Origin of the sequence: Bacillus sp. XF8 (assembly GCF_017498755.1) — a bacterium.
Taxonomy (GTDB): domain Bacteria; phylum Bacillota; class Bacilli; order Bacillales; family Bacillaceae_G; genus Bacillus_A; species Bacillus_A bingmayongensis.
Window position 1 is genome coordinate 26,996 of the sequence record NZ_JAGDQK010000043.1, and the last position, 19,267, is coordinate 46,262.

At 33.0% G+C, this 19,267-nt stretch carries 21 protein-coding genes and 3 pseudogenes; 17 read left to right on the top strand and 7 right to left on the bottom strand.

Annotated elements, in window-relative coordinates:
- Positions 1 to 498: 498 nt before the first annotated feature.
- Positions 499 to 2,178: a helix-turn-helix domain-containing protein gene (locus tag J4P91_RS23595; protein ID WP_207996016.1), complete on the bottom strand. Its 1,680-nt coding sequence runs from the start codon at positions 2,176 to 2,178 to the stop codon at positions 499 to 501.
- 1,301 nt (positions 2,179 to 3,479) lie between these two features.
- Between J4P91_RS23595 and J4P91_RS23600 the strand changes: the two genes are divergently transcribed.
- The 4 genes from J4P91_RS23600 (at position 3,480) to J4P91_RS23615 (ending at position 7,232) form a co-directional block, all read left to right on the top strand.
- Positions 3,480 to 5,180, top strand: a complete 1,701-nt coding sequence (locus tag J4P91_RS23600) for a hypothetical protein (protein WP_207996017.1) — start codon at positions 3,480 to 3,482, stop codon at positions 5,178 to 5,180.
- A gap of 1,028 nt (positions 5,181 to 6,208) precedes the next feature.
- Complete coding sequence (locus J4P91_RS23605; protein WP_207996018.1) at positions 6,209 to 6,607, top strand: hypothetical protein; 399 nt, start codon at positions 6,209 to 6,211, stop codon at positions 6,605 to 6,607.
- A gap of 105 nt (positions 6,608 to 6,712) precedes the next feature.
- Positions 6,713 to 6,961: a competence protein CoiA family protein gene (locus J4P91_RS23610; protein ID WP_207996019.1), complete on the top strand. Its 249-nt coding sequence runs from the start codon at positions 6,713 to 6,715 to the stop codon at positions 6,959 to 6,961.
- Complete coding sequence (locus J4P91_RS23615; RefSeq protein ID WP_207996020.1) at positions 6,909 to 7,232, top strand: hypothetical protein; 324 nt, start codon at positions 6,909 to 6,911, stop codon at positions 7,230 to 7,232. The genes J4P91_RS23610 and J4P91_RS23615 overlap by 53 nt, the downstream gene beginning before the upstream one ends.
- Before the next feature lie 493 nt (positions 7,233 to 7,725).
- Here the strand turns inward: J4P91_RS23615 and J4P91_RS23620 are convergent, their stop codons facing one another.
- Both J4P91_RS23620 and J4P91_RS23625 read right to left on the bottom strand, forming a co-directional pair.
- Positions 7,726 to 7,884, bottom strand: coding sequence for a hypothetical protein (locus J4P91_RS23620; protein WP_207996021.1), 159 nt, complete (start codon positions 7,882 to 7,884; stop codon positions 7,726 to 7,728).
- A 121-nt stretch (positions 7,885 to 8,005) separates the two neighbouring features.
- On the bottom strand, positions 8,006 to 8,380 hold the full coding sequence (locus tag J4P91_RS23625) for a hypothetical protein (protein WP_207996022.1): 375 nt from the start codon (positions 8,378 to 8,380) through the stop codon (positions 8,006 to 8,008).
- Positions 8,381 to 8,544: 164 nt separating this feature from the next.
- Between J4P91_RS23625 and J4P91_RS23630 the strand changes: the two genes are divergently transcribed.
- The 4 genes from J4P91_RS23630 (at position 8,545) to J4P91_RS23645 (ending at position 10,863) form a co-directional block, all read left to right on the top strand.
- Entirely contained in the window at positions 8,545 to 8,841 is a 297-nt protein-coding gene (locus J4P91_RS23630; protein ID WP_207996023.1) for a hypothetical protein, read from the top strand.
- A gap of 1 nt (position 8,842) precedes the next feature.
- Positions 8,843 to 9,028 (top strand): hypothetical protein, encoded by a 186-nt coding sequence (locus J4P91_RS23635; RefSeq protein WP_207996024.1) that lies wholly within the window; start codon positions 8,843 to 8,845, stop codon positions 9,026 to 9,028.
- Between the two features lie 100 nt (positions 9,029 to 9,128).
- Positions 9,129 to 10,310: an FtsK/SpoIIIE domain-containing protein gene (locus J4P91_RS23640; RefSeq protein WP_207996025.1), complete on the top strand. Its 1,182-nt coding sequence runs from the start codon at positions 9,129 to 9,131 to the stop codon at positions 10,308 to 10,310.
- Positions 10,249 to 10,863 carry a replication-relaxation family protein gene (locus tag J4P91_RS23645; protein ID WP_207996026.1) on the top strand — a complete coding sequence of 205 codons (615 nt, stop codon included), beginning with the start codon at positions 10,249 to 10,251 and terminating at the stop codon, positions 10,861 to 10,863. Before J4P91_RS23640 ends, J4P91_RS23645 begins: the two co-directional genes overlap by 62 nt.
- Positions 10,864 to 10,869: 6 nt before the next feature.
- On the opposite strand, the gene J4P91_RS23650 is transcribed toward J4P91_RS23645, so the two are convergent.
- On the bottom strand, positions 10,870 to 11,100 hold the full coding sequence (locus tag J4P91_RS23650; protein ID WP_174103940.1) for a helix-turn-helix transcriptional regulator: 231 nt from the start codon (positions 11,098 to 11,100) through the stop codon (positions 10,870 to 10,872).
- 468 nt (positions 11,101 to 11,568) lie between these two features.
- On the opposite strand from J4P91_RS23650, the gene J4P91_RS23655 reads away from it, so the two are divergent.
- The 4 genes and pseudogenes from J4P91_RS23655 to J4P91_RS29610 form a co-directional block, all read left to right on the top strand.
- On the top strand, positions 11,569 to 12,840 hold the full coding sequence (locus tag J4P91_RS23655; RefSeq protein WP_207996027.1) for a Y-family DNA polymerase: 1,272 nt from the start codon (positions 11,569 to 11,571) through the stop codon (positions 12,838 to 12,840).
- A gap of 15 nt (positions 12,841 to 12,855) precedes the next feature.
- Positions 12,856 to 13,185 carry a YolD-like family protein gene (locus tag J4P91_RS23660; RefSeq protein ID WP_207996028.1) on the top strand — a complete coding sequence of 110 codons (330 nt, stop codon included), beginning with the start codon at positions 12,856 to 12,858 and terminating at the stop codon, positions 13,183 to 13,185.
- Between the two features lie 20 nt (positions 13,186 to 13,205).
- Positions 13,206 to 13,538, top strand: a complete 333-nt coding sequence (locus J4P91_RS23665) for a DUF4064 domain-containing protein (protein WP_207996029.1) — start codon at positions 13,206 to 13,208, stop codon at positions 13,536 to 13,538.
- Positions 13,539 to 13,584: 46 nt separating this feature from the next.
- Positions 13,585 to 13,671: pseudogene (locus J4P91_RS29610) on the top strand (IS6 family transposase); the annotation flags it as partial.
- Between the two features lie 98 nt (positions 13,672 to 13,769).
- On the opposite strand, the pseudogene J4P91_RS23670 reads toward J4P91_RS29610, so the two are convergent.
- The 3 genes and pseudogenes from J4P91_RS23670 to J4P91_RS23680 form a co-directional block, all read right to left on the bottom strand.
- Positions 13,770 to 14,636, bottom strand: a pseudogene (locus J4P91_RS23670) (Rpn family recombination-promoting nuclease/putative transposase).
- A gap of 512 nt (positions 14,637 to 15,148) precedes the next feature.
- Entirely contained in the window at positions 15,149 to 15,427 is a 279-nt protein-coding gene (locus J4P91_RS23675; RefSeq protein WP_207996030.1) for an AbrB/MazE/SpoVT family DNA-binding domain-containing protein, read from the bottom strand.
- A gap of 136 nt (positions 15,428 to 15,563) precedes the next feature.
- Positions 15,564 to 15,770 (bottom strand): hypothetical protein, encoded by a 207-nt coding sequence (locus J4P91_RS23680; protein WP_207996031.1) that lies wholly within the window; start codon positions 15,768 to 15,770, stop codon positions 15,564 to 15,566.
- 77 nt (positions 15,771 to 15,847) lie between these two features.
- Between J4P91_RS23680 and J4P91_RS29795 the strand changes: the two genes are divergently transcribed.
- The 5 genes and pseudogenes from J4P91_RS29795 (at position 15,848) to J4P91_RS23705 (ending at position 19,172) form a co-directional block, all read left to right on the top strand.
- Entirely contained in the window at positions 15,848 to 16,084 is a 237-nt protein-coding gene (locus tag J4P91_RS29795; RefSeq protein WP_374192063.1) for a DUF817 family protein, read from the top strand.
- Between the two features lie 240 nt (positions 16,085 to 16,324).
- On the top strand, positions 16,325 to 16,816 hold the full coding sequence (locus tag J4P91_RS23690) for a hypothetical protein (protein ID WP_207996032.1): 492 nt from the start codon (positions 16,325 to 16,327) through the stop codon (positions 16,814 to 16,816).
- Between the two features lie 74 nt (positions 16,817 to 16,890).
- Positions 16,891 to 17,481, top strand: a complete 591-nt coding sequence (locus J4P91_RS23695) for a DUF3967 domain-containing protein (RefSeq protein WP_207996033.1) — start codon at positions 16,891 to 16,893, stop codon at positions 17,479 to 17,481.
- A 53-nt stretch (positions 17,482 to 17,534) separates the two neighbouring features.
- The gene (locus J4P91_RS23700) at positions 17,535 to 18,134 is read left to right on the top strand and encodes a DJ-1/PfpI family protein (protein WP_207996034.1); all 600 of its coding nucleotides are present in this window, start codon (positions 17,535 to 17,537) and stop codon (positions 18,132 to 18,134) included.
- Between the two features lie 352 nt (positions 18,135 to 18,486).
- Positions 18,487 to 19,172, top strand: a pseudogene (locus J4P91_RS23705) (IS6 family transposase).
- The last annotated feature ends 95 nt before the right edge of the window (positions 19,173 to 19,267 follow it).

A 19,267-nucleotide genomic window follows, 5' to 3' on the forward strand; every position in this document is an offset into this window, starting at 1 on the left:
TGACCCAAAAGGGCAAACCACGAAACTATCCATGCTACCTTTAAATTTTCCTTCATCCCATAACTCCTTATACCCATTAGTGGAATAACATATGTGAATTTGGTAAAAATTGATAATTTAAATTTATCATAAGTTTCTTCGACAGAGCACGGAAAAGTATCAATAACGCTATTTAATATAGCCTAAAAATCAAAAAGGTCTAATCCTTGTTGAATACAGAAATATCCCTATTTCTATAATTGGATATTTCCCTATATCCCTTCCTATGCTATCAGAAATGGAGGTATAGGGGGGAGCCTTTGAAAAATTTACTGGAGTAATATAAATTGCTGATTCTATTGCATGTACCACATTTCACTACTATAAGCTTCTTTATAATATAGAAATATCCCTATTTCTATATTTATGTAGTGTATTTTAAAACCACCAAATTCAATAACTACATTAAAAAGAGTCCTATTTCTAGGACTCTTTTTAATACTAATTTTTAGCTTTAGCTTACATTTTATCAATAATCATTTGTCTTTTATACCATTGGTTTAATTTGTCCCTCGCAGTTCCAGAGAGACGCTTTGTTTTTTTATTATAGAATCTTGAAAGAGTAGGCTGTGATATGCCTATCTCTGCTGAGAGCTCTCGCATAGTTATGTTCTTTCTCCGATGCATAAACTCTATTCTATCCCGAATTAACTGTTCATTTCTATTCATATCTAAGGGCTTTTCTTCAGTTTTTACTGGCTGATTTTCCTCATGTATTACATCTATAATCTTCTTCTTTGCTAAGTTTTCCATTGAATGAATTAATTCTTTAGGTGGTAGTATTACTATTCCTAACTGTGAATAATAATTTTTAAACCAATTCTTCTTCGTCAATTGTTCCTCATCTAAACTTTTATCATATCCCCAATGGGAAATTACACCTTCTTTTTCTAAATCAATTAAAACATTTTCTAATTGATCACGAATACGGTTAGGCTTTTGCTTTTGGTTAATGCCCATTACTGCTAATAACCCTTTATCTCCCCCTATGGAATATGGCCTTTTCAAGTTAGAAAACATTTGGCGAATTCTCCACTGCCATGTCAAATAACGAATTAATCTTTTATGATATTTGTGTCTATAGCTATTATACTCAAGGGCCTTTTTTGATAATAGTGCCGTAGTGCTATTAGATCCATATAGATAACTGGATAAGAAACTGCCCGGTTTAATTCGGCACGATTCTATACCCATGTATTCATTGGTATTTTTATCTCTCCAAAGCACTACAGAATCTAATACGAATAACCTTTTAATTACTTCACGCTTTACTTCATAATGTTTCCCGGTTTCAGCGCGATCATTTAGTACGACTACTTCATTCTCATCATTTAAGTATATAAAAATACTTGCTAGAGCCGCTATACGTTTAGCTACCTTAATCTTATCTTCCACTCTATAATATTCAACACCATTTGCTTTTGCTTTTGAAATACTGCACATTTCTAAAACTTGTTCATATGAAAAATCAATAAATTCATCAGGTGTGTTTGCTTCATTTAGCCATTGAATGGTGATGGTATCTAGTACGTCTGCTGTTAAATCATCCATATTACTCATTACACCATCTACTAATGTATTCCATCTTGCGGCTTCTTCAATATTCGTTAATCTTAGGTCTTCATCTTTATGAGATGATAGCTGTGCTACTCCATTACTATCTTTTGTTTCAATGGGATATGATTTTAATTTTGTATTTTCATCTTCCTCAAATTGATTCTTCGCTATCCCATCTCTTAACTTATAATAAACAGCCGAATTATTTACTTCCAAATAATTTTCATCCACTATATTCGCATCAGGCTCGACTACTGGTGTATGTGTTTTAGTATTATCTGTTTCATCATTGCGAAACTCCTGTGCTATAAAGACATCTAATGTCTCATGAATCGTTACTTTGTAAGTATCAATATTCTTAAATATATCTAAAGATGAAATCCCTTTTATTTGTTGCTGCTGTACCCACTTTACAAGCATTGAAAATGATGGAGAAAGGTATTCTGAAGTTACAATTTTACTATTATCTGCTTCAACGTCTACATAGTAAGAATTCCATTTATGCCACAATTGCTCGTTCTGTTTATAAAGTGGTTCTGTTATTGATAATGCATCTCTAAACAATTGTAGAACGTCTTCCATATATATTTTGCTCCTAACATACTTTTAATAAATATTATCTAAACGTGAAAATACTTAGCTATATGATGTCCCTTTCTAAATAACAAGAAAGAAAGATAGCCAGAATATTCTATTTGAAATTTTCTACGTTATACCTTTATAGGACTTTAGTATTCACACCTATGGTCATCCCTTTTAATGATTATACAAGACCAACTCAATTTGTAAAATCAAAATACGACTTAATTCAAGGATTTACGTAATATCCTAACTTTTTTCATAGATTCTTCTATTGGTCTTATTTTTCATAGACATGAAAATCTGTAGCTATATCATTACCCGTTCACCTGCACAAAATCTTTTGAAATAGAAGATTAAAGCTTGATATAACAGAATTTCTCTTGTAATTATAATTTGGAACATGAAAATTTATAGATATATGATGTCCTTTTTAAAACTAGAAATTTTAAGTTCCAGCCCTTTAGTATCAATCCTTAAGGGCCGTTTTACGAATCATTTCATAGTTGAAAACATGAAAATTTATAGCTACATGATGTCCCTTTTTTATGAAAAGATGAAAATGACTTTAGCTACATGATGTCCTTTTTTATGAAAAGATGAAAATGACTTTAGCTACATGATGTCCTTTTTAAAATTTAAAGTTTTTAGGTTTCATCCCTTTAGTATCAACGTTTAAGGCTGTTTTACGAATGATTTCATAGTTAAAAACATGAAAACTTATAGCTATATGATGTCCCTTTTAAATAATGAAAATCCTCTATAAATCCTTTGATATCATACATTCACTACCCTTTTCTTGTATTTTCAACTATTTATATAACATGAAAACCTGTAGCGGTATGATGTCCCTTTTTTTATGAAAAGATGAAAAGACTTTAGCTATATGATGTCCCTTCTCAAATTAAAGATTTTAGGTCCTATCCCTTTGATATCAACGTTTAAGGGCTATTTTACGGATAATTTCATAGTTGAAAATATGAAAATCTATAGCTATATGATGTCCCTTTCGTTTTTATAAGAGAACCCCATAAACGCTGTTATATTAATGTTTATGATGTTTTTTCTAATGATTTTTTGATTTTCTACAAAGATGAAAATCCATAGCGGTATGATGTCCATAAAAAAAAATTGATAAATCTTCAAACCCCTTGATACACAAGGGATTAACACGCATTTCATCTTTTCATTTTTCCTCTTAAAGGGGCACATTTCATCAATTTTCGATTTGCTATAATCATAATTGGTATATTTTATATTGTTTTGGCATATATTTCTTAATTTATGTGTAGGAGGTGAAAAGGATGGGACAATCATTTATTATTCGTAATCAACGTAGTCTAAATGGACAAGCTACAAATGCAGTTTTAGTCACACTAAAATCTTGGCAAAAACTTGTTGAAGCTTTTGAAGAGAAATACTACAGCTATAAAGATACATACCTTGAGGATATTTTAAACCATATGACATCTGAAGAACGTATTGCTGATGTAGACGGATTTGTGGCTCAGGCGAAACCATCTTTTTCACGTCGTACACTATCTGCTATTTCAGAAACAATGGGAAGAAAACATAAATTATATGGTATTACAAATGCAGATTTAGAAGTCTTCTTATATCTACACAAGAAATGTTACACGAACGGGATTATTCCTAATGTAACAGTACATATGATGTGGGAAGATTACAAGCAATATAAAGAGGAATTTGCTTATATAAAGCATTCTCAATTCTATATTGCATTAAAGAAATTAAGTTTACATAACATTATTGCAATGGAAAATGAATTAGATGGCCGCTATACCATTAAGCTAACTCATTTTATGAACGAAGAAACTGACAAGGCAAACCCTTACGTTTATATTAGCCCGGTCGTGTTCACTAAGGCTTTCTTTGAGATGTCAGTTGCAGCCAAAAAGCTATTCTTGGACATTGCTATGCAACAGCACAGCGAAACGACTCTTAAACGTTCCTTAGACAAGCAAGATGAAAGAGGAAATACAACTCATTTTGGTGGGATGTACCGCTTTTTACATAAGAAATACCCACATCAAATCCGTGCAGTTATGAAAGAGCTAACAACTGCATTACCATGTACAGGGAGTCCCCTATTCAAAATTTGCAAATTACAAAAAGGGGTTAAAAATAAAAAAAGATATACCACTTTATATCTATCCTTACATACAGATTTCTTATGTACAAAAGAAGCTGGAGAAATACAGTATCGCGATCCATTCACGCCAAAGGTTACGTATGCACGAAAAGCTCGTTTTATTGAATCTGTGCTTCAAGAACTGAATATCGGTGAATTTGCACAAGACATGAATAAATTTATTCATGTACTCAAGTATACTTGTCATCGACAAATTCGAAGTGTTATTCGCGGCTTACGTGACATGATAGATCGTAATGAAGAATATCCAAGTAAGTTAGTGTACACACTGAAAAAACTATTAAATCAAACATCACAATATCAAATTCTTGATACAGCAGCAAAAGAAGGTATTTATCCGCTTATTACACAACATGTTCCAAAAGAACAAAAAGAGCAAGCTGTATTTGATTTCGGATTACATTTCTCTATGTATTCTCTTCGAAACATCAAAAAGTTGTTCCGTAAAACATATGAGTTACTAAAATCCAAATTTGCTGTACCTGTTACAGAGGAATCATATCACCGTAACTATCTAAAGTATCAAGAAGAAACGTTGTTTAGAAAGTACGCCTATGAACAAGGTACAAATCTAAATGCTTATATGGCTTTAGAAATAGAAATACGTGAACTCCTAAAAGCAAGAGGACATAAAGAACGCTTTATTCCTAGTGATGTTCGCGAATTGTTCATTGAAAAGATAGATAGATTACCTAAAGAAAAGCTTCGCGTTATTGAAGTGCCAGATAACTTCAATTTGATTACTTTTATGCGTGCCTTTGAACAGTTAATACGCGCTGGTATTCAAGTAACAACAGCTGAACAAGTACTTGAAGTTATGGAAAAAAATTAACGATACTCCGCTCTCTATTTTGAAAAAATTATAAATAGAGGGCTATTCGTGTTGATTTCATTCTATAAAAGCCCTCTACTGATTTCTTCTCATAGACACCTTTACTAGATTCTATTTATAATAGAGTCTTTTTTTATACATTCCTATACAAAACTGTACTTCAATTAACTAATTTTCCAGATCTGTACTTAAATAAACACGTTATTTTCATCTAAAATACATACAAATACCTACAAAAAATCATAAGGAAAACATTAAAATTCGTGGGTAAGTAGATAAATAGAACCTAATGTGAATAATATTTTGTAATTATTATTGAAATAAAGGGATTTTGGCACTTTACCTATCAAAAATCATCAATATTTATGTGAGTAATGTGACAAATTCTAATTGTGTTGATTAGTTAGCCTATATTGTGAATGTATTGTGAGTAAGTATTGTAAAATTGTGGACATACAGTGGATGAGTTCGAAATTTAGGGCTTGAATAAATATATTTAATAATGTATCAATTTATTTCAGTTTTTATGTAGAGACGCTTGATGTAATTTACGATTATTTGTAGGTTTTATATCTTAACAAATCTTATTTTTCCGTCGTTAGATTCTGCTATTTATGATTTTTTACGTTATGGTATGCTCAAAAACCTTATTACAATAGAGATAAAATCATATTTATTAGTCCTATATAAGTTTTATCTTTATTTTTTTAATATATATAAGATATATATTTATATAAGATTTTATTACTTAATAAATTTAACCCTAAATTTTAAGCATACTATAAAACAAAATAATCCTAGTAGTCTCGATAATATTAACAGACTTAACAGCTAATTCTTCTATATCGGATAATACAACAGCCTTCAACTTATCATGTTTAATTAGATGAGAAGAGCTTAAGAATAAAATTAATGCAAAAAAAGTTAAGGTGGAATTTAGCAACGACATAAACCAAAACAGCCTAAATCTTTTCACGCAGATAGTTCAAGACATACTGACCGATTGGCAACTTGAAGAAGAAATTAATGTGAAATTTGATGAAAGAAAGAAGGACATAGTGATAAATGGAAAAGATAAAGAAGGATTTGGAAAGGGATACGCATCCATACTGAATTCTGCTTTCGTAATAGGTGTGCTTAAGTATGCGATAAAGCTAGGACTGCCTCACCCAAAAGTAGTAATTTTAGACTCTCCTTTAACAACATATAAGGAAAAGGATGTAACAGAAGACGAAAGTGAACAAAAGGTGAGAGAAGAGGTTAAGAATGCATTCTTTGAATCCTTAAGCAATTATAAGGGGAATGTCCAATTTATCATTTTGGATAATATAGAACCTAAGAAAGAAATACAGGAAAAAATAAATTATTGCCGTTTTACAGGAAATGAGTTAATCAGTAGGTATGGTTTTATTCCAGCTAATAGTTAAAGTACAAAAGGAATGAAAAATTATTAAAGTAGGAGATTAGTTGGCTATGAGATATAGAGGGATTAAGCTGTATGAGTATTTAGGGTTTTTAAGGAGTGTTAACTGATGAGCGTTTTAATTACTTATGCATTATCGGATGATTTAGAAACACCTATTCATATAGACGATGCTACAAAAGATAAGAATTTAAAATATTATTGTGAGGAATGTAATGAAGAGCTTGTCATAAAACATGGTACGATTAACCGAAAACATTTTTCTCATAGAAGTGATACTACTTGTAAAGTAAGCAAAACTGGAAATGGTGAAAGCATCATTCATAAGTACTGGAAAATATATTATTCTCATTATTGAGAACGGAAAAGAAAAAGGGCAAGAAGTAGCTTTAGAAATTTTCTATAAGAATAAAAAGAGTAAAGAGTATAAATACGCTTATCTAGATTTAAAAATACCAGCCTTCAAAGTATGTGTTAAAGAAAAGAATCAAGGCGAAATAACTATTTTGTACTCAAGTAGAGAATTGAAACTTAATGAAAAGTTATTTGAACGTAAAATGATTGAACATAGATCAGAAGCATTAGGTTTTTTGATACGTGAGGAAGAACGAAAGAGCAATCTTGCTTGAAGCCATTACCCAGAATACGAACCCTTAAAAGATATTTATAGTCAATTAAAACGATTAGAAAATAAAAACCGATTTAAAATAGATGTTCCTAGATATGTATTTCATGTTATTTATCAATCACGATCACTTGCAAGACCGACATATTTATTATTCTTTACAACCTACAAAACTTATATAGAATTAATTGAACTTAAATATACTGATATTTTTACAATTAAACCTAGTATGAATTTAGGTAAAAAAATAAGAAAAGAAGAACGAACTTAATTTCAATGATATAAGGGAGGAATAACCTAAGAATAGTGATTAAAAAAAATACTGGTAATGCTAAATAACTTGGAAATTGCAAATCCCATTGTACATGCTATAATATACATACAAACTAAGGTATACTTCAGTTAATAAAGCCATACAATAAAAAAGAGAGCAACATGCTACCAACATGTGCTCCTTTTTGGATAACTGCTACCGTCAAGGTGGTGGCTATCATAACTTATTTTTTCTTACGAAATCCACCCTTTTTACGCTTCCGACGGCGAGATGATAGGGTGGATTTCTTGTGTTCTAAAATGTTTTTCTTAAAGAGGTGTGTAATCGTTTCACGAACGATCCCCTTTATAATTTCTTTTAGAAATTCAAGAAGTACTTCCATGGCTTTTCACCCCCTTTCTTTCCAAAATAGAAAGAAGGAGTAATAGCCTCCACCCTAACTTCACAATTATTTTTTCATATTATAGCATAGTCTTCTCCGTTTGAAGACTGTACACCTCATCTTAATAAGAGTCGAGTATTGTGTAATATCTTGTATAGTATCTATAAGAAATACTTTGAGTCTGATTCCCCTTTTCAAAAATTAAAGCATTTTCATATTCTAATTGCTCAACGAATTTCCAACCATCCTTCTCTAGCATCTTTATGAAAGGCTCCATTTTCCCATGTTTTACTAAATAAAGAGAAACATCTGAATATCGATCTTCGTTTTGTTCTATTTCAACTATTTCTTTCCCTTGAAAAATCATTTTTGACATTCCTATGGCTAATGGTATGGGGCTCTCTTCTTGAAAAATAACCCTTCTTTTTTCGATAACGAATATAGCCAACAAGGTAAATATTAATAACGGAATGATGAATTTTTTTGACTTTAACAAGCAACGTCACCTCTTTCCTCTTTTTCCCTGTTGCAACATACATTCTTCGTATATACATAACTGTCCTTTGTGAGTAGATATTTTATTTTTTGTACAAATTCAATAATATGGATAGCACTCATATGTATTAGTGTACCTAGAATTTTATATGGATGGTGAGACATATGAATCAATATCAAATGTTGTATAGTACACCGTATCTTTATTCCTCTCGAACATTGAATCAAATGTATAAAAGCACTAAAGGTGAAGAAAACATATGCGCTATACAAGAGCATATGCAACGGCATAATGTATATCTAGATTCACAGTATCGTGGTTATTATTATCTAAGTCGTAAAATTGAGGAATACCTAAATGATGACGAGTATCCATTAAGTTGGAATGAATTACTCGATGATTATCAATTGTACAAAGATAATCAAGGGAATCTGTCTATTAAACTGAAAGGACGGAGTTAACATGACGATCATTGGAGAATTAGGGGTTGTATATGGTGTGACAGGTGCTTCGGTTTTAGGAATTAAATTACTGAAAAGGAATGGTTTTTACCTTCCAGGTTGGTTACTGCGTGCAGGTCTCAAATGCTTGCTTATTGGAAGTGTTTGGTACGTGCTAATGGATATGCTAGATGTGTTTCTACGCTAGTATCACATATGGTAGTTGAAAAATAGGATAACAGTGCACCTATTAGATGTATTTTTCCCCTTCCATACAAGCTCAACTACCTTAAGGAGGTATGGAGGAAATGTTGTCACTCTTATTAATTCCAGCAACCTTTTTAACTGTTGCTTATTTTTATAAGGGTAAAGAGATGAGTGATAAGAAAAAAATTACTACTTTTTTTGAAATTGCAAAGATCTGCGTACAGCATAAAGGAGAATTACAATACCCCATTTTTATAAAAGAAATAGAAGATAACATAAGTAAGAACTATGTCTACAAGCTACCTTTAGGTGTACCTAGTCAACTTATTAAAAAGTTAGCTGAAGTATTAGAAGAAGGACTATATAAGCCTGTTAAAATATTGTTTCATCAGAGAGAGCTTCATATTCGAGTATTTAAGCAAAAAATACCTGAGAAGTGGAATTGGTCTAAGGATCTGCTAAAAGAGCAAACATGGAGCGTTATGATAGGGAAATCGTTAGATAACCATGTATATCATGATTTCGAGAAAACCCCTCATATGTGTGTGTCGGGTATGACTCGTTTTGGAAAAACAGTATTTCTAAAAAATGTGATGACGAGTTTAATTTTACAACAACCTCAACATGTGAATTTCTTTATTATCGATCTAAAAGAAGGATTAGAATTTAGCCCTTATAGGGATCTGTCCCAAGTAGAGGAAGTTGCTAAAAACCCAAAACAGGCATTAGAAATGTTAGTCAGAGTGCGTGAGATGATGGTAAAACGAATTGAAATGATGAAGACATCTTATTTTACGAATATCATAGATACATCCATCAAAGAGCGGCACTTCATTATTGTTGATGAAGGAGCAAACCTTTGTCCGACACAAGGCTTATCTAAAAAACAACGTGACTTATTATTTATGTGTCAGGAGATGTTATCTGAAATCGCAAGGATTGGAGGAGGTTTAGGATTTCGGCTTATCTTTTGTACACAATATCCTACTTCTGATACGCTACCAAGACAGATTAAACAAAATGCTGATGCGAAATTAGGATTTCGACTACCAACAGCAATTGCTTCTCAAGTTGCTTTAGATGAACCAGGGCTTGAGGATTTACCTTCCCTTCCAGGAAGAGCATTATTTAAAACTGATCGTACAGAAGAAATCCAAGTACCTTATTTGGAGGATAAAGATATGTGGAATTTACTAAAGAAATATAGGGTGGTGAAACAAAATGAGGCATCAAACACTCAAACAGAAAGCGAGACAAATCGAGATTTTATCCACTTTGAGTAAGTTAGATTTTGCAACTAGGAGACAATTACAGGCGATTCATTGTTTGGGAAGTATTCGAAATGCAAATCGTGTATTAAAGGATATGCACCCGTATTGCCACATTACAAAAATAGCTCGTGAGCATGTTTATTACCTCAATAAAAAAGGGCGTAGTTTATTGGGGGTTACAAGAGAAGTGAAAAAAAGTAGTCAATTACAGCACATATTAATGAGAAATGAAGCCTGGATGTGGCTAGGGTTTCCGGAGTGGAAAACAGAACAAACGATAGAATTTTCAACCGGCGGACAGCGATATCAAATTGTTCCCGATGCAACTTATTTTGAGGGTAAGGTCCCTCATCTTGTTGAAATAGACCGCATGCAACATATGAAAGCAAACGAACATAAAATACAGTTATATGGCCATATAACAGATATCTATAAAAGACAGAATGCTATTGTTCCAGTAATTATCTTTTTCACACTATCAGATTATCGGCAATCAAAGTTAGAGCAATATGCTGTAAAACAAAATGTGTTTATGAGAACGTTCGTGATGGAAGACATGTTTTAAAAAACTCTAGATATTTATGTCCCAAAAATCATGGTAATCAATGTTTTTATCAAATTTTTTTAGTGTTTTAATTATTTTTGTTGCTGATGTAAAAGTTGGAACACGATCTTTTTTGTTTGCTAAATCACTTATTAATGATTTGCTTAATCCAGTCTTTTGTACTAACCATTGTTGTTTGATTCCTCTACGATCTAAATAGTTACCAAATGGAGTTCTTTTTTTCCCCAGGCCAAACATTGGAAATCCCTCCTGATTAATAATATCGTACTAATAGCTTGTACAATATTCCATAAATCTAAACTTTTGTTCATAAATATGGAATTATGTTTTACAGCAAGGCATAGAATAATAAAAAGAGAAATTAAAAAAATATGTAATAATTTTGAGGAATCTAGCATTCATAGTAATAGCTACAAGTTGCTTATACACTAGCCTAATGGCCACTTGTTGCAACGAGTATTCCTATAAAATAAAAAAGCTTAAATCCATTGGTACACAAGGGTTTAAGCTTTTCTTAATTTGTGAAGAAATGAAAATAAGTTTAATAAATTAAGAGATATAAAATTGTTCAGTGGTCGAATTTTGAAGAATCACCAATAATTTCACGTATCGTATTGCTATTAAAAATTATTTACAAAAGGATTGTATAATACAAAACAATAGGCTTATAATAAGAACGAGTGTTCTGTTTTGGAGGGTAAAATGATGTTCGATTACTCAAAATGCATGAATCGAATGATATTCTGTATCGACCTTTGTTCATTTTTCGCTAGTTGTGCTTGTGTTATGCGAGGACTAGATCCATTAAAAGTGAAATTAGCTGTTGTTGGAGACGTAAATCGAAATGGATCAATTGTGTTGGCTGCCACTCCTGAACTGAAAAAATTAGGGATTTCTACAGCAACCAGATTATACGAAATACCAAGAGACCCAAATATAATTATCGTAAATGCAACAATGAGAAGGTTTGTTGAAATTTCAAATCAAATCACAGAAATTTATACGAAGTATGTAGCGGTGGAAGATCTACACGTTTATTCAATAGACGAGTGCTTTCTAGACATGCAACAAACAGCCCATCTTTTTGGACGTGATCCAATTGTAATTGCTAAAAGGATTCAAAGAGAAATATATGATAGAACTGGCATAACTGCGTCTATTGGAATTGGGCCGAATCTATTCCTTTCAAAAGTTGCTCTAGATGTGGAAAGTAAACATTCAAACTCCAGGATTACTATGTGGACATACAATGATGTTCCAAGGAAACTCTGGAATATCAAGCCACTCAAAAATGTATGGGGAATCGGATCAGCTACCCAGGATGCATTACATGGCATGGGACTGTTTTCCTTGAAGGATGTTGCAAACACGCCCAAAGAGCGTTTAATCAAGCGATTTGGAAAGGTAAAAGGTGAAGAGTCACATCGTTATTCATTTGGTATCGATGAAAGCCGTATTGCTAATAAATACATACCTAAAAGTACGTCCATAACAAAAGGACAAATCTTATTAGAGGATTGTTATAGCTTCAATAAGTTGAAGGTACTTATTTTAGAACAGATTGAGGAAACTTGTTTTCGTCTACGATCTATGGATAAATGCTGTAGGACGGTTGAGCTTGGAATAGGCTATAGCAAATATATTGGTGGAGGATTTAAGCGAGCAATCACTCTGGAACAGCCAACCTGTTTAACTGAAGAGGTTTATGAAGCGTGTTTACAGTTGTTAAAAAAGTTTCATTCGGGACATCCAGTTCGCCAAATACATATAACTTTAAAAAATTTGACCAGAGACGATGCAATCCAGATGTCTTTGTTTGAAGATACTTCAAGAAAAGATGCTCAAAGGAAATTAGCAAAAACAATGGATGCTATTCGTCATAAACATGGAAAGAATTCAATTATGAGAGGTATTAGCTACATAAAAGGGGCTACTCAAAGGGAAAGAAACGGTAAAATAGGCGGTCACAAAGCATAAGGAGGAATGTAAGTCATGATTGATCGAGGTATGATGAGATGGGCGCCATTTTCAGCCATAAAAGAGCAATTTGAAGGATTAAATGAAATATATGATAAACAAAATGAAATATCAATGCCTATTATAGATGAGCAACAATTAGAAGAAATAAATGATGTTGTGTGTGGGGCAATGTCTGAAAATCTAGAAGTAAGCATTTCCTATCATAAACAGAAAAAATTACAATTGGAAACAGGTTATATTCATTATTATGATACATCTCGAAATGAGTTAAGAGTTGTTAATAAATATGATAAAGTATTATATATAAATGTTAATTGTATTATGGATATACAATATATATGAATGTAGGGTGGAGATTTATATTGGGAAGAACAGGTGAAGATACTGTAGCGCTTATCGGTATAATTTTAGGGATACTTAGTTCGCTATTTTCTATCTTCATTGGGGATTTTGAATATGGTTCAGGATCAACTAATCTTTATAGCATAATAGGTTATACAGGAATATTTTCTGCTATTGTAGGAATGTATGGATACATAAGAGCTAAAAAAGCGCATAAAGAAGCTGGAATCTTAATGATATTATCCGCAATTGGTATGTTTATTTGTTGTAGAGGTATAATACCATTTTATTTATTTTCTACTTTGGCACTGTTAATCGGTGGATTTTATAACATTTTTGGAAAAAAGGCATAAACTTTGCAAGTAATCCTCTAAACTTGGATATACTGATACTAGTACTCTAAAAAAAGGACAACTTGCTTTGCGAGAAAAGTCTGTCCAAAGTCAAGTGAAGTTCATTCATCAACTATTTAGAATTACTGCATAAAAACAGGTTCCATTAGAAATCTATACATCTCTTTCAATAAATGCAAGCTTTGCACCAGAACCAAAAAAAACACCTAATTGTAATTAGGTGTAAAGTAATTATAGTAGTAATTTTTGTATTTCTTCTGTACTTAGACCAGTAAATTTTGCAATATCTTCTAACGGCATTCCATTTTTGTGCATACCACGGATTAATTGTGCACGCTCAGCTAATTTACCTTCCTCATGTGCATGAGCTATTTTAGCTTGTTCATCTAGAAGTATTTCTTTACGTGCTTCATAAGCTGTGCGGAAAGAAGAATCATGGCTCATATTTTCCCATTTATTCATTGCTTTTTGTAAAATTGGATCTTGATTCATCGCGATCTCCTCCAATGTCTGAGTTAAGTGTTCATCTTCATGGGCTGGCAACAATAACATCCAACGGACAAATGTATTTTCCCACGGATTTACCTTTTCTTCACGCCATTGTTTCACTAATTTTGGAATCTCTACAAAATGGATTTCAATATCATCACTTAATACCTGTTGTGTTTTAACATTCCATAATTGTCCGATGGTATGAAATGATTCATCATGAGAAAATAATATAAAATCTAACAAGTTAATAGTGATTGTTTTTCGCAGAGAACGATATGGCATCCCTTCCTGCATTTGGGATGTATAGAGTTTACTCCAATAATATAAAGAGCGTTTTACCATGTCATGTGTATTTCAAAGCTGAATTTCTATATTCACTTGTGTTCCGTTGTTGAGTGTTGCTAATAAATCTAAAATAGATAACTTATCATCTTCATAAGACTTATGGAGATGTGGGTCTTCCAATTGTAGTGATGAAATAGGTGTATCTAAAGATTCTTCTAAAATGGCGTTTAGAAATCCAATTAAGATTTCTTCATTCCCTTTTGTTCCGAATAATTGTTTAAAAGCAAAATCAATTCGTAAATTTACTAATTTTGTGGACATGGGTTTCCTCTCCCTGTCTTTCTTTTCTTAACTATATTTTATAAGATAGTCCTCTACACATGCAAATGCTACTGTTACTATTGTAGCTTCTTTATCATTTTCCGACAGAAGTCTCCCTCTTCAATTTTTCGTGAAGGCGCGATAGCACCAGCAAATAGGTGGGAGATGAATGTCGGTTGGCGTAAGCCAAAATGTTTGCTTTCATATACTTGTACAGATTGCTCTTTGAATACTGAAGATATGAGGTTAGTTGCAGAAAAATCGTTGCAATCGTAAAATCTTCAACGCTCTATCGCCCCACGCTTGCCGAAGTTGCGAAAATCAAGCTTAAAGTAGGAAGCGTGGTGAGTCAACATACAAGATACTTAAGTTCTCACCGTAGGAACTACGGGCAGAGCCTGCTAAGATAACTGGTGGATACATCGGTGTTCGCAGGAATTTTCCACTTCAAACAAATTGCAAGGTCGTTAAGTGGGGGTAGTCCAATATGTAGAGTTCTTACTAATATTTTTCTATTTCACAAGATATTGCTGTAATTCTTTTATTAACAGTTCGGCACCTTTGGGACTAAGAACAATTTTGCCTTCTGCTAGAGAACAATTTCTTTCTGAAACATCTCCTGTTATCATACACGCTTGATGAGCTTGATATTTTTGTAAAATGATCTTATCATCTTCTACAAAGATTTCCATTGGGTCTTTTTCTTCGATCCCTAAAGTTCTTCTAAGCTCCATGGGAATAACAATACGCCCTAATTCATCAATTTTTCTAGTAATCCCTGTTGATTTCATAAAATCCCACCCTTTATTAGTCTAATTTCCTCATATTTATTATAAGTAAATTTTACCACGCGGAATAGTTTGATATACTCATTGAAATATGATTGTCACACATAAGAAAAAGCCCTGCTATATAAGCAAGACTTTGTTACACAATTGTATACCTACTATCCTCTGAAACACACAAATTGGCCGTATTAATTCTCACATGACATTTCCCCAATCGTCGCTTGACTTCTGATTTCAACTTCTCGTTTGCTTCCTCTAAAGAACTTGCTGGAATGATTGCGGATTGTAAACCTCTTTCCTTGCCACCATACACTACTGAAAAATCAATTTCATACCGATGTATCATGGTTTCCTCATTTCCCTTCTTTTGAAATCACTTTGTCCATTCAAACGAAAGATAAATACCAATATATAATCAAATATATGCAATGTTTTCTAAAAAGTTGTCCATTATTCTCTTATTTCTTAAACTTTTTCACGCATCATTTTATTTTAGATTTCCGTTGGATTTTGACAATCCTTTTATTTATTGTCTTTGCTAAAATACAATTCACAGTGCGAAACAACACATATAAAATGCCACTTCCTTTTTCATTTCTCCTAATTGGCTTCTTTATATGGATCACAGAAAATATTTCCATTTTTTTCGGGTGTTGGTAAAATTAGTTCTTGGGTCTTACTTGTTGTTATCAGTATAATGATTGTCGCTCAACTTAAAGAAATTAGTTACAAAGATTCCACAATATCTAAAGGGGGTACGGCAACGATTCCCTCTTTTTGGAGCCACTCACAAACGTAAAGCAAGAGAGGAGGTTATATGAACTATTTCTCCTCTCTTGTTTAGATTAACCAGCTACTACAATTGGAACAGGTATTTCGATAGCTGGTTTTTGTTTAACCTTGGCTGATTTTTTTAATAAGCTGAATGAAGATCAAGATATCAGAATAATAAGAATTTTATCAGAAAATACAAGTATAGCGTTGTATCTATTGGCGACTGGTAGTATTATTTGTTTTCCGTATATGAATAGTATTTCCTCTTTGACAAAAGACGCTTTAGATAAAATGAGTACGGTAAGTAGCGTAATTGCATTAGGTCTCGTATTTGTATCTATAGGGTATAGTAACAGAAGAGAAATGTTTAAAGATGCCAAAAAAAGAGATGATCATTACGAGAACTTATTAACCAATTTTGAAGATGCTACTTCCCTAACAAGTGAACAAGTAAAAATAATGTCAGAGCAAGCTACACAACTTTTAGAACAAACTGAACAGGTTTCAGATAAAACAAAAGGATTATATAAAATTATTGAGGAGAAAGATAAAAAAATAGAAGAATTAGAGAAAAAAATAAAAACCTTAGAGAAAATAGAGTCAACCCCATCTGTATAAATAGATGGTTTTTTTTCTTTGCAGGAATTTTGTAACCATCATGGAATACTGTCACTAGGAGGTGTTGTGACGCTATGACGGACGAAATTGTTTATTCTGCTAGTGAAGTATACAAACGACTAGGAATAAGTGATAGTACGCTCAGAAAGTACATGGAAGTGTTGCAACGAGAGGGATATACAGTCAAAAAAGATAAGCGTGGCAGAAGAGAATACACAGAGTATGACGTTATGGTGCTTGAGAAATTAATTGAGTTAAGTAAGCATGATGGTATGACGCTTGAAAAGGCAGCAAAGCTAATTGCTCAAAAATTAGAAAGCGTCGATACAAATGCGAAGACAGAGGGATCCCAAGAAACGGATATAATCCCATTCCACATTCAACAACAATTCCAGCAACAGTATAACGTTATGACACAAGAAATGAATCAGAGTATTTTGGATATGGAAAAACGACTAAGTGAGCAAGCAGAGCAAAGAAATGAAGAAATCAAAACTAGTATAGAAAAACATAATGAAAGAGTTGAGAAACGATTAGAAGCACGAGACGAGACTCTTATGAAAACACTTCGTGAGATCCAAGAAGCTAAGAAGTTAATGAAGGAATATCATGAAGAAGTTGCAGCAGCAAAAGAGAATAAAAAGCCTTGGTGGAGGTTCTGGTGAGTGGTTTTATATGTCTACGATTCATAAAAGAAACCATATGAGGTGTAATAAAAATGAAAATACAAATTGTATTGTTTGACGGCTTCGGAGAGCTTGTCTCTTTCGCACCTTTTGAGTTACTCAAAAGAGCGATAGAAGAAGGGGCTCCATTTACGGTTGAACTAATATCAAGTGAACCAAAACAAGAAATTACTACTTCGTTTGGAGTTACGGTTAAACTAAATGATTTTTTACGAATGGATAATCGTCCAGATTTGTTAATTGTACCTGGTGGTGGTTGGAATCATAAATCTGAACATGGGGCACGAAGACAAGCAGAGCTTGGAACCCTGACCAAAATGATTAGGGAGATGCACAACGAAGGAACGATTGTAGCAGGAGTTTGTACAGGAGGCATGCTACTAGCTGCCTCCGGTATATTGAATGGTCGAAAGGCGACGATGCACTATTTGGCTCAGAATGAAATCAGTGAATACGGGGCAGATCTTCTTCGGTACAGAATTGTTGATCAAGGGAATATTATCACTGCCAGAGGAGTCACTTCAGGACTTGATTTGGGACTTTGGATCACGGAAAGGTTCGCAAGCCCCAAAATTGCAGCTGCCGTTGAATATAGAATGGAATACGAGAGGCGAGGTGTTGTTTGGTGTTAATTTGAATTCTTTTTTATTGGCTTAATCACAGGGTTCTTGCTGTAGACCGCAAAGTAGCTATTCGTATATATAAAATTGAAGCCAATTCTGGCTTTTTTTATTGTTTGTTTTTTCCTAAACTAAAAGTGTAGGTAGCTATTTTATACAGAGGGAGAGACAAGCATAAAGAATAATTAGAAATAAAAGTAAGTCTATGACCTATTTTTACACGTATCTCGGCTGTACCCCTTATATGCAATTAGTGAAAATGGAGTGAAGTTATTTCCCGATCAGACAGAGGTTAGAAGGGTTCTGTTGCAAAGTTTTCTAAACTAAGCTACACTTTCGAAAAAGAAAACGAGGAGAATCACAGATGGGATATTTTAAAAGGAAACAGTTCAAGAAGGATATTATTTTAATAGTCGTTGGCTACTATTGTCGTTTTTCTTTAAGTTATCGCGATGTGTCTGAAATTCTCAAAGAACGTGGTATTTCTATCCATCCAACAACTATCATGCGCTGGGTTCATGAATATGGAAATCTTATCTATCACATTTGGAAAAAGAAAAACAAAAACACATTGTTATCTTGGCGTTTGGATGAAACCTATATCAAGGCGAAAGGGAAATGGTGTTATTTATATCGAGCAATTGATAAAGAGGGACAAACCCTTGATATTCAACTTCGTCAAAAACGGGACACACAAGCAGCATATGCTTTTATGAAAAGACTTGTTCGATCTTTTGGAGAACCAACGGTTCTGACGACAGATAAGGCCCCTTCTTTAGCTTCCGCATTCAAAAAATTAAAGGAGATAGGTCTTTACAAAAATACCTTTCATCGTACAATCAAGTACCTCAATACTATCATTGAGCAAGATCACCGACATGTGAAACGTCGATTCTCTCGTTCTTTAGGATTTCAAAGTCTTCGCCATGCCTCACGTACTATTAAAGGTATAGAAACTGTTCATGCCATATACAAAAAAAACGGAGTCTTCAACCAAACTTCGTTTTTTCGACGTATAACGCATTACATGAATTATTAATAGTTTCATAAAACTGGTCCACAATATTCCCCATCTCTTTATATCTTCGGAAACTTTGCAACAGAACATAAAATAGTAACGCTACAGCTTTAAAAACACTCAAAAT

Excerpts from the sequence above, each read along its gene's own strand:
- J4P91_RS23655 (WP_207996027.1), top strand. The coding sequence starts at position 11,569 with ATGTTCGATTACTCAAAATGCATGAATCGAATGATATTCTGTATCGAC.
- J4P91_RS23630 (WP_207996023.1), top strand. The coding sequence starts at position 8,545 with ATGAATCAATATCAAATGTTGTATAGTACACCGTATCTTTATTCCTCT.
- J4P91_RS23635 (WP_207996024.1), top strand. The coding sequence starts at position 8,843 with ATGACGATCATTGGAGAATTAGGGGTTGTATATGGTGTGACAGGTGCT.
- J4P91_RS23695 (WP_207996033.1), top strand. The coding sequence starts at position 16,891 with ATGACGGACGAAATTGTTTATTCTGCTAGTGAAGTATACAAACGACTA.
- J4P91_RS23660 (WP_207996028.1), top strand. The coding sequence starts at position 12,856 with ATGATTGATCGAGGTATGATGAGATGGGCGCCATTTTCAGCCATAAAA.
- J4P91_RS23615 (WP_207996020.1), top strand. The coding sequence starts at position 6,909 with ATGGTGAAAGCATCATTCATAAGTACTGGAAAATATATTATTCTCATT.
- J4P91_RS23620 (WP_207996021.1), bottom strand. The coding sequence starts at position 7,884 with ATGGAAGTACTTCTTGAATTTCTAAAAGAAATTATAAAGGGGATCGTT.
- J4P91_RS23600 (WP_207996017.1), top strand. The coding sequence starts at position 3,480 with ATGGGACAATCATTTATTATTCGTAATCAACGTAGTCTAAATGGACAA.
- J4P91_RS23650 (WP_174103940.1), bottom strand. The coding sequence starts at position 11,100 with ATGTTTGGCCTGGGGAAAAAAAGAACTCCATTTGGTAACTATTTAGAT.
- J4P91_RS23645 (WP_207996026.1), top strand. The coding sequence starts at position 10,249 with ATGAGGCATCAAACACTCAAACAGAAAGCGAGACAAATCGAGATTTTA.
- J4P91_RS23675 (WP_207996030.1), bottom strand. The coding sequence starts at position 15,427 with ATGAAATCAACAGGGATTACTAGAAAAATTGATGAATTAGGGCGTATT.
- J4P91_RS23640 (WP_207996025.1), top strand. The coding sequence starts at position 9,129 with ATGTTGTCACTCTTATTAATTCCAGCAACCTTTTTAACTGTTGCTTAT.
- J4P91_RS23700 (WP_207996034.1), top strand. The coding sequence starts at position 17,535 with ATGAAAATACAAATTGTATTGTTTGACGGCTTCGGAGAGCTTGTCTCT.
- J4P91_RS29795 (WP_374192063.1), top strand. The coding sequence starts at position 15,848 with ATGCAATGTTTTCTAAAAAGTTGTCCATTATTCTCTTATTTCTTAAAC.
- J4P91_RS23680 (WP_207996031.1), bottom strand. The coding sequence starts at position 15,770 with ATGATACATCGGTATGAAATTGATTTTTCAGTAGTGTATGGTGGCAAG.
- J4P91_RS23595 (WP_207996016.1), bottom strand. The coding sequence starts at position 2,178 with ATGGAAGACGTTCTACAATTGTTTAGAGATGCATTATCAATAACAGAA.
- J4P91_RS23610 (WP_207996019.1), top strand. The coding sequence starts at position 6,713 with ATGAGCGTTTTAATTACTTATGCATTATCGGATGATTTAGAAACACCT.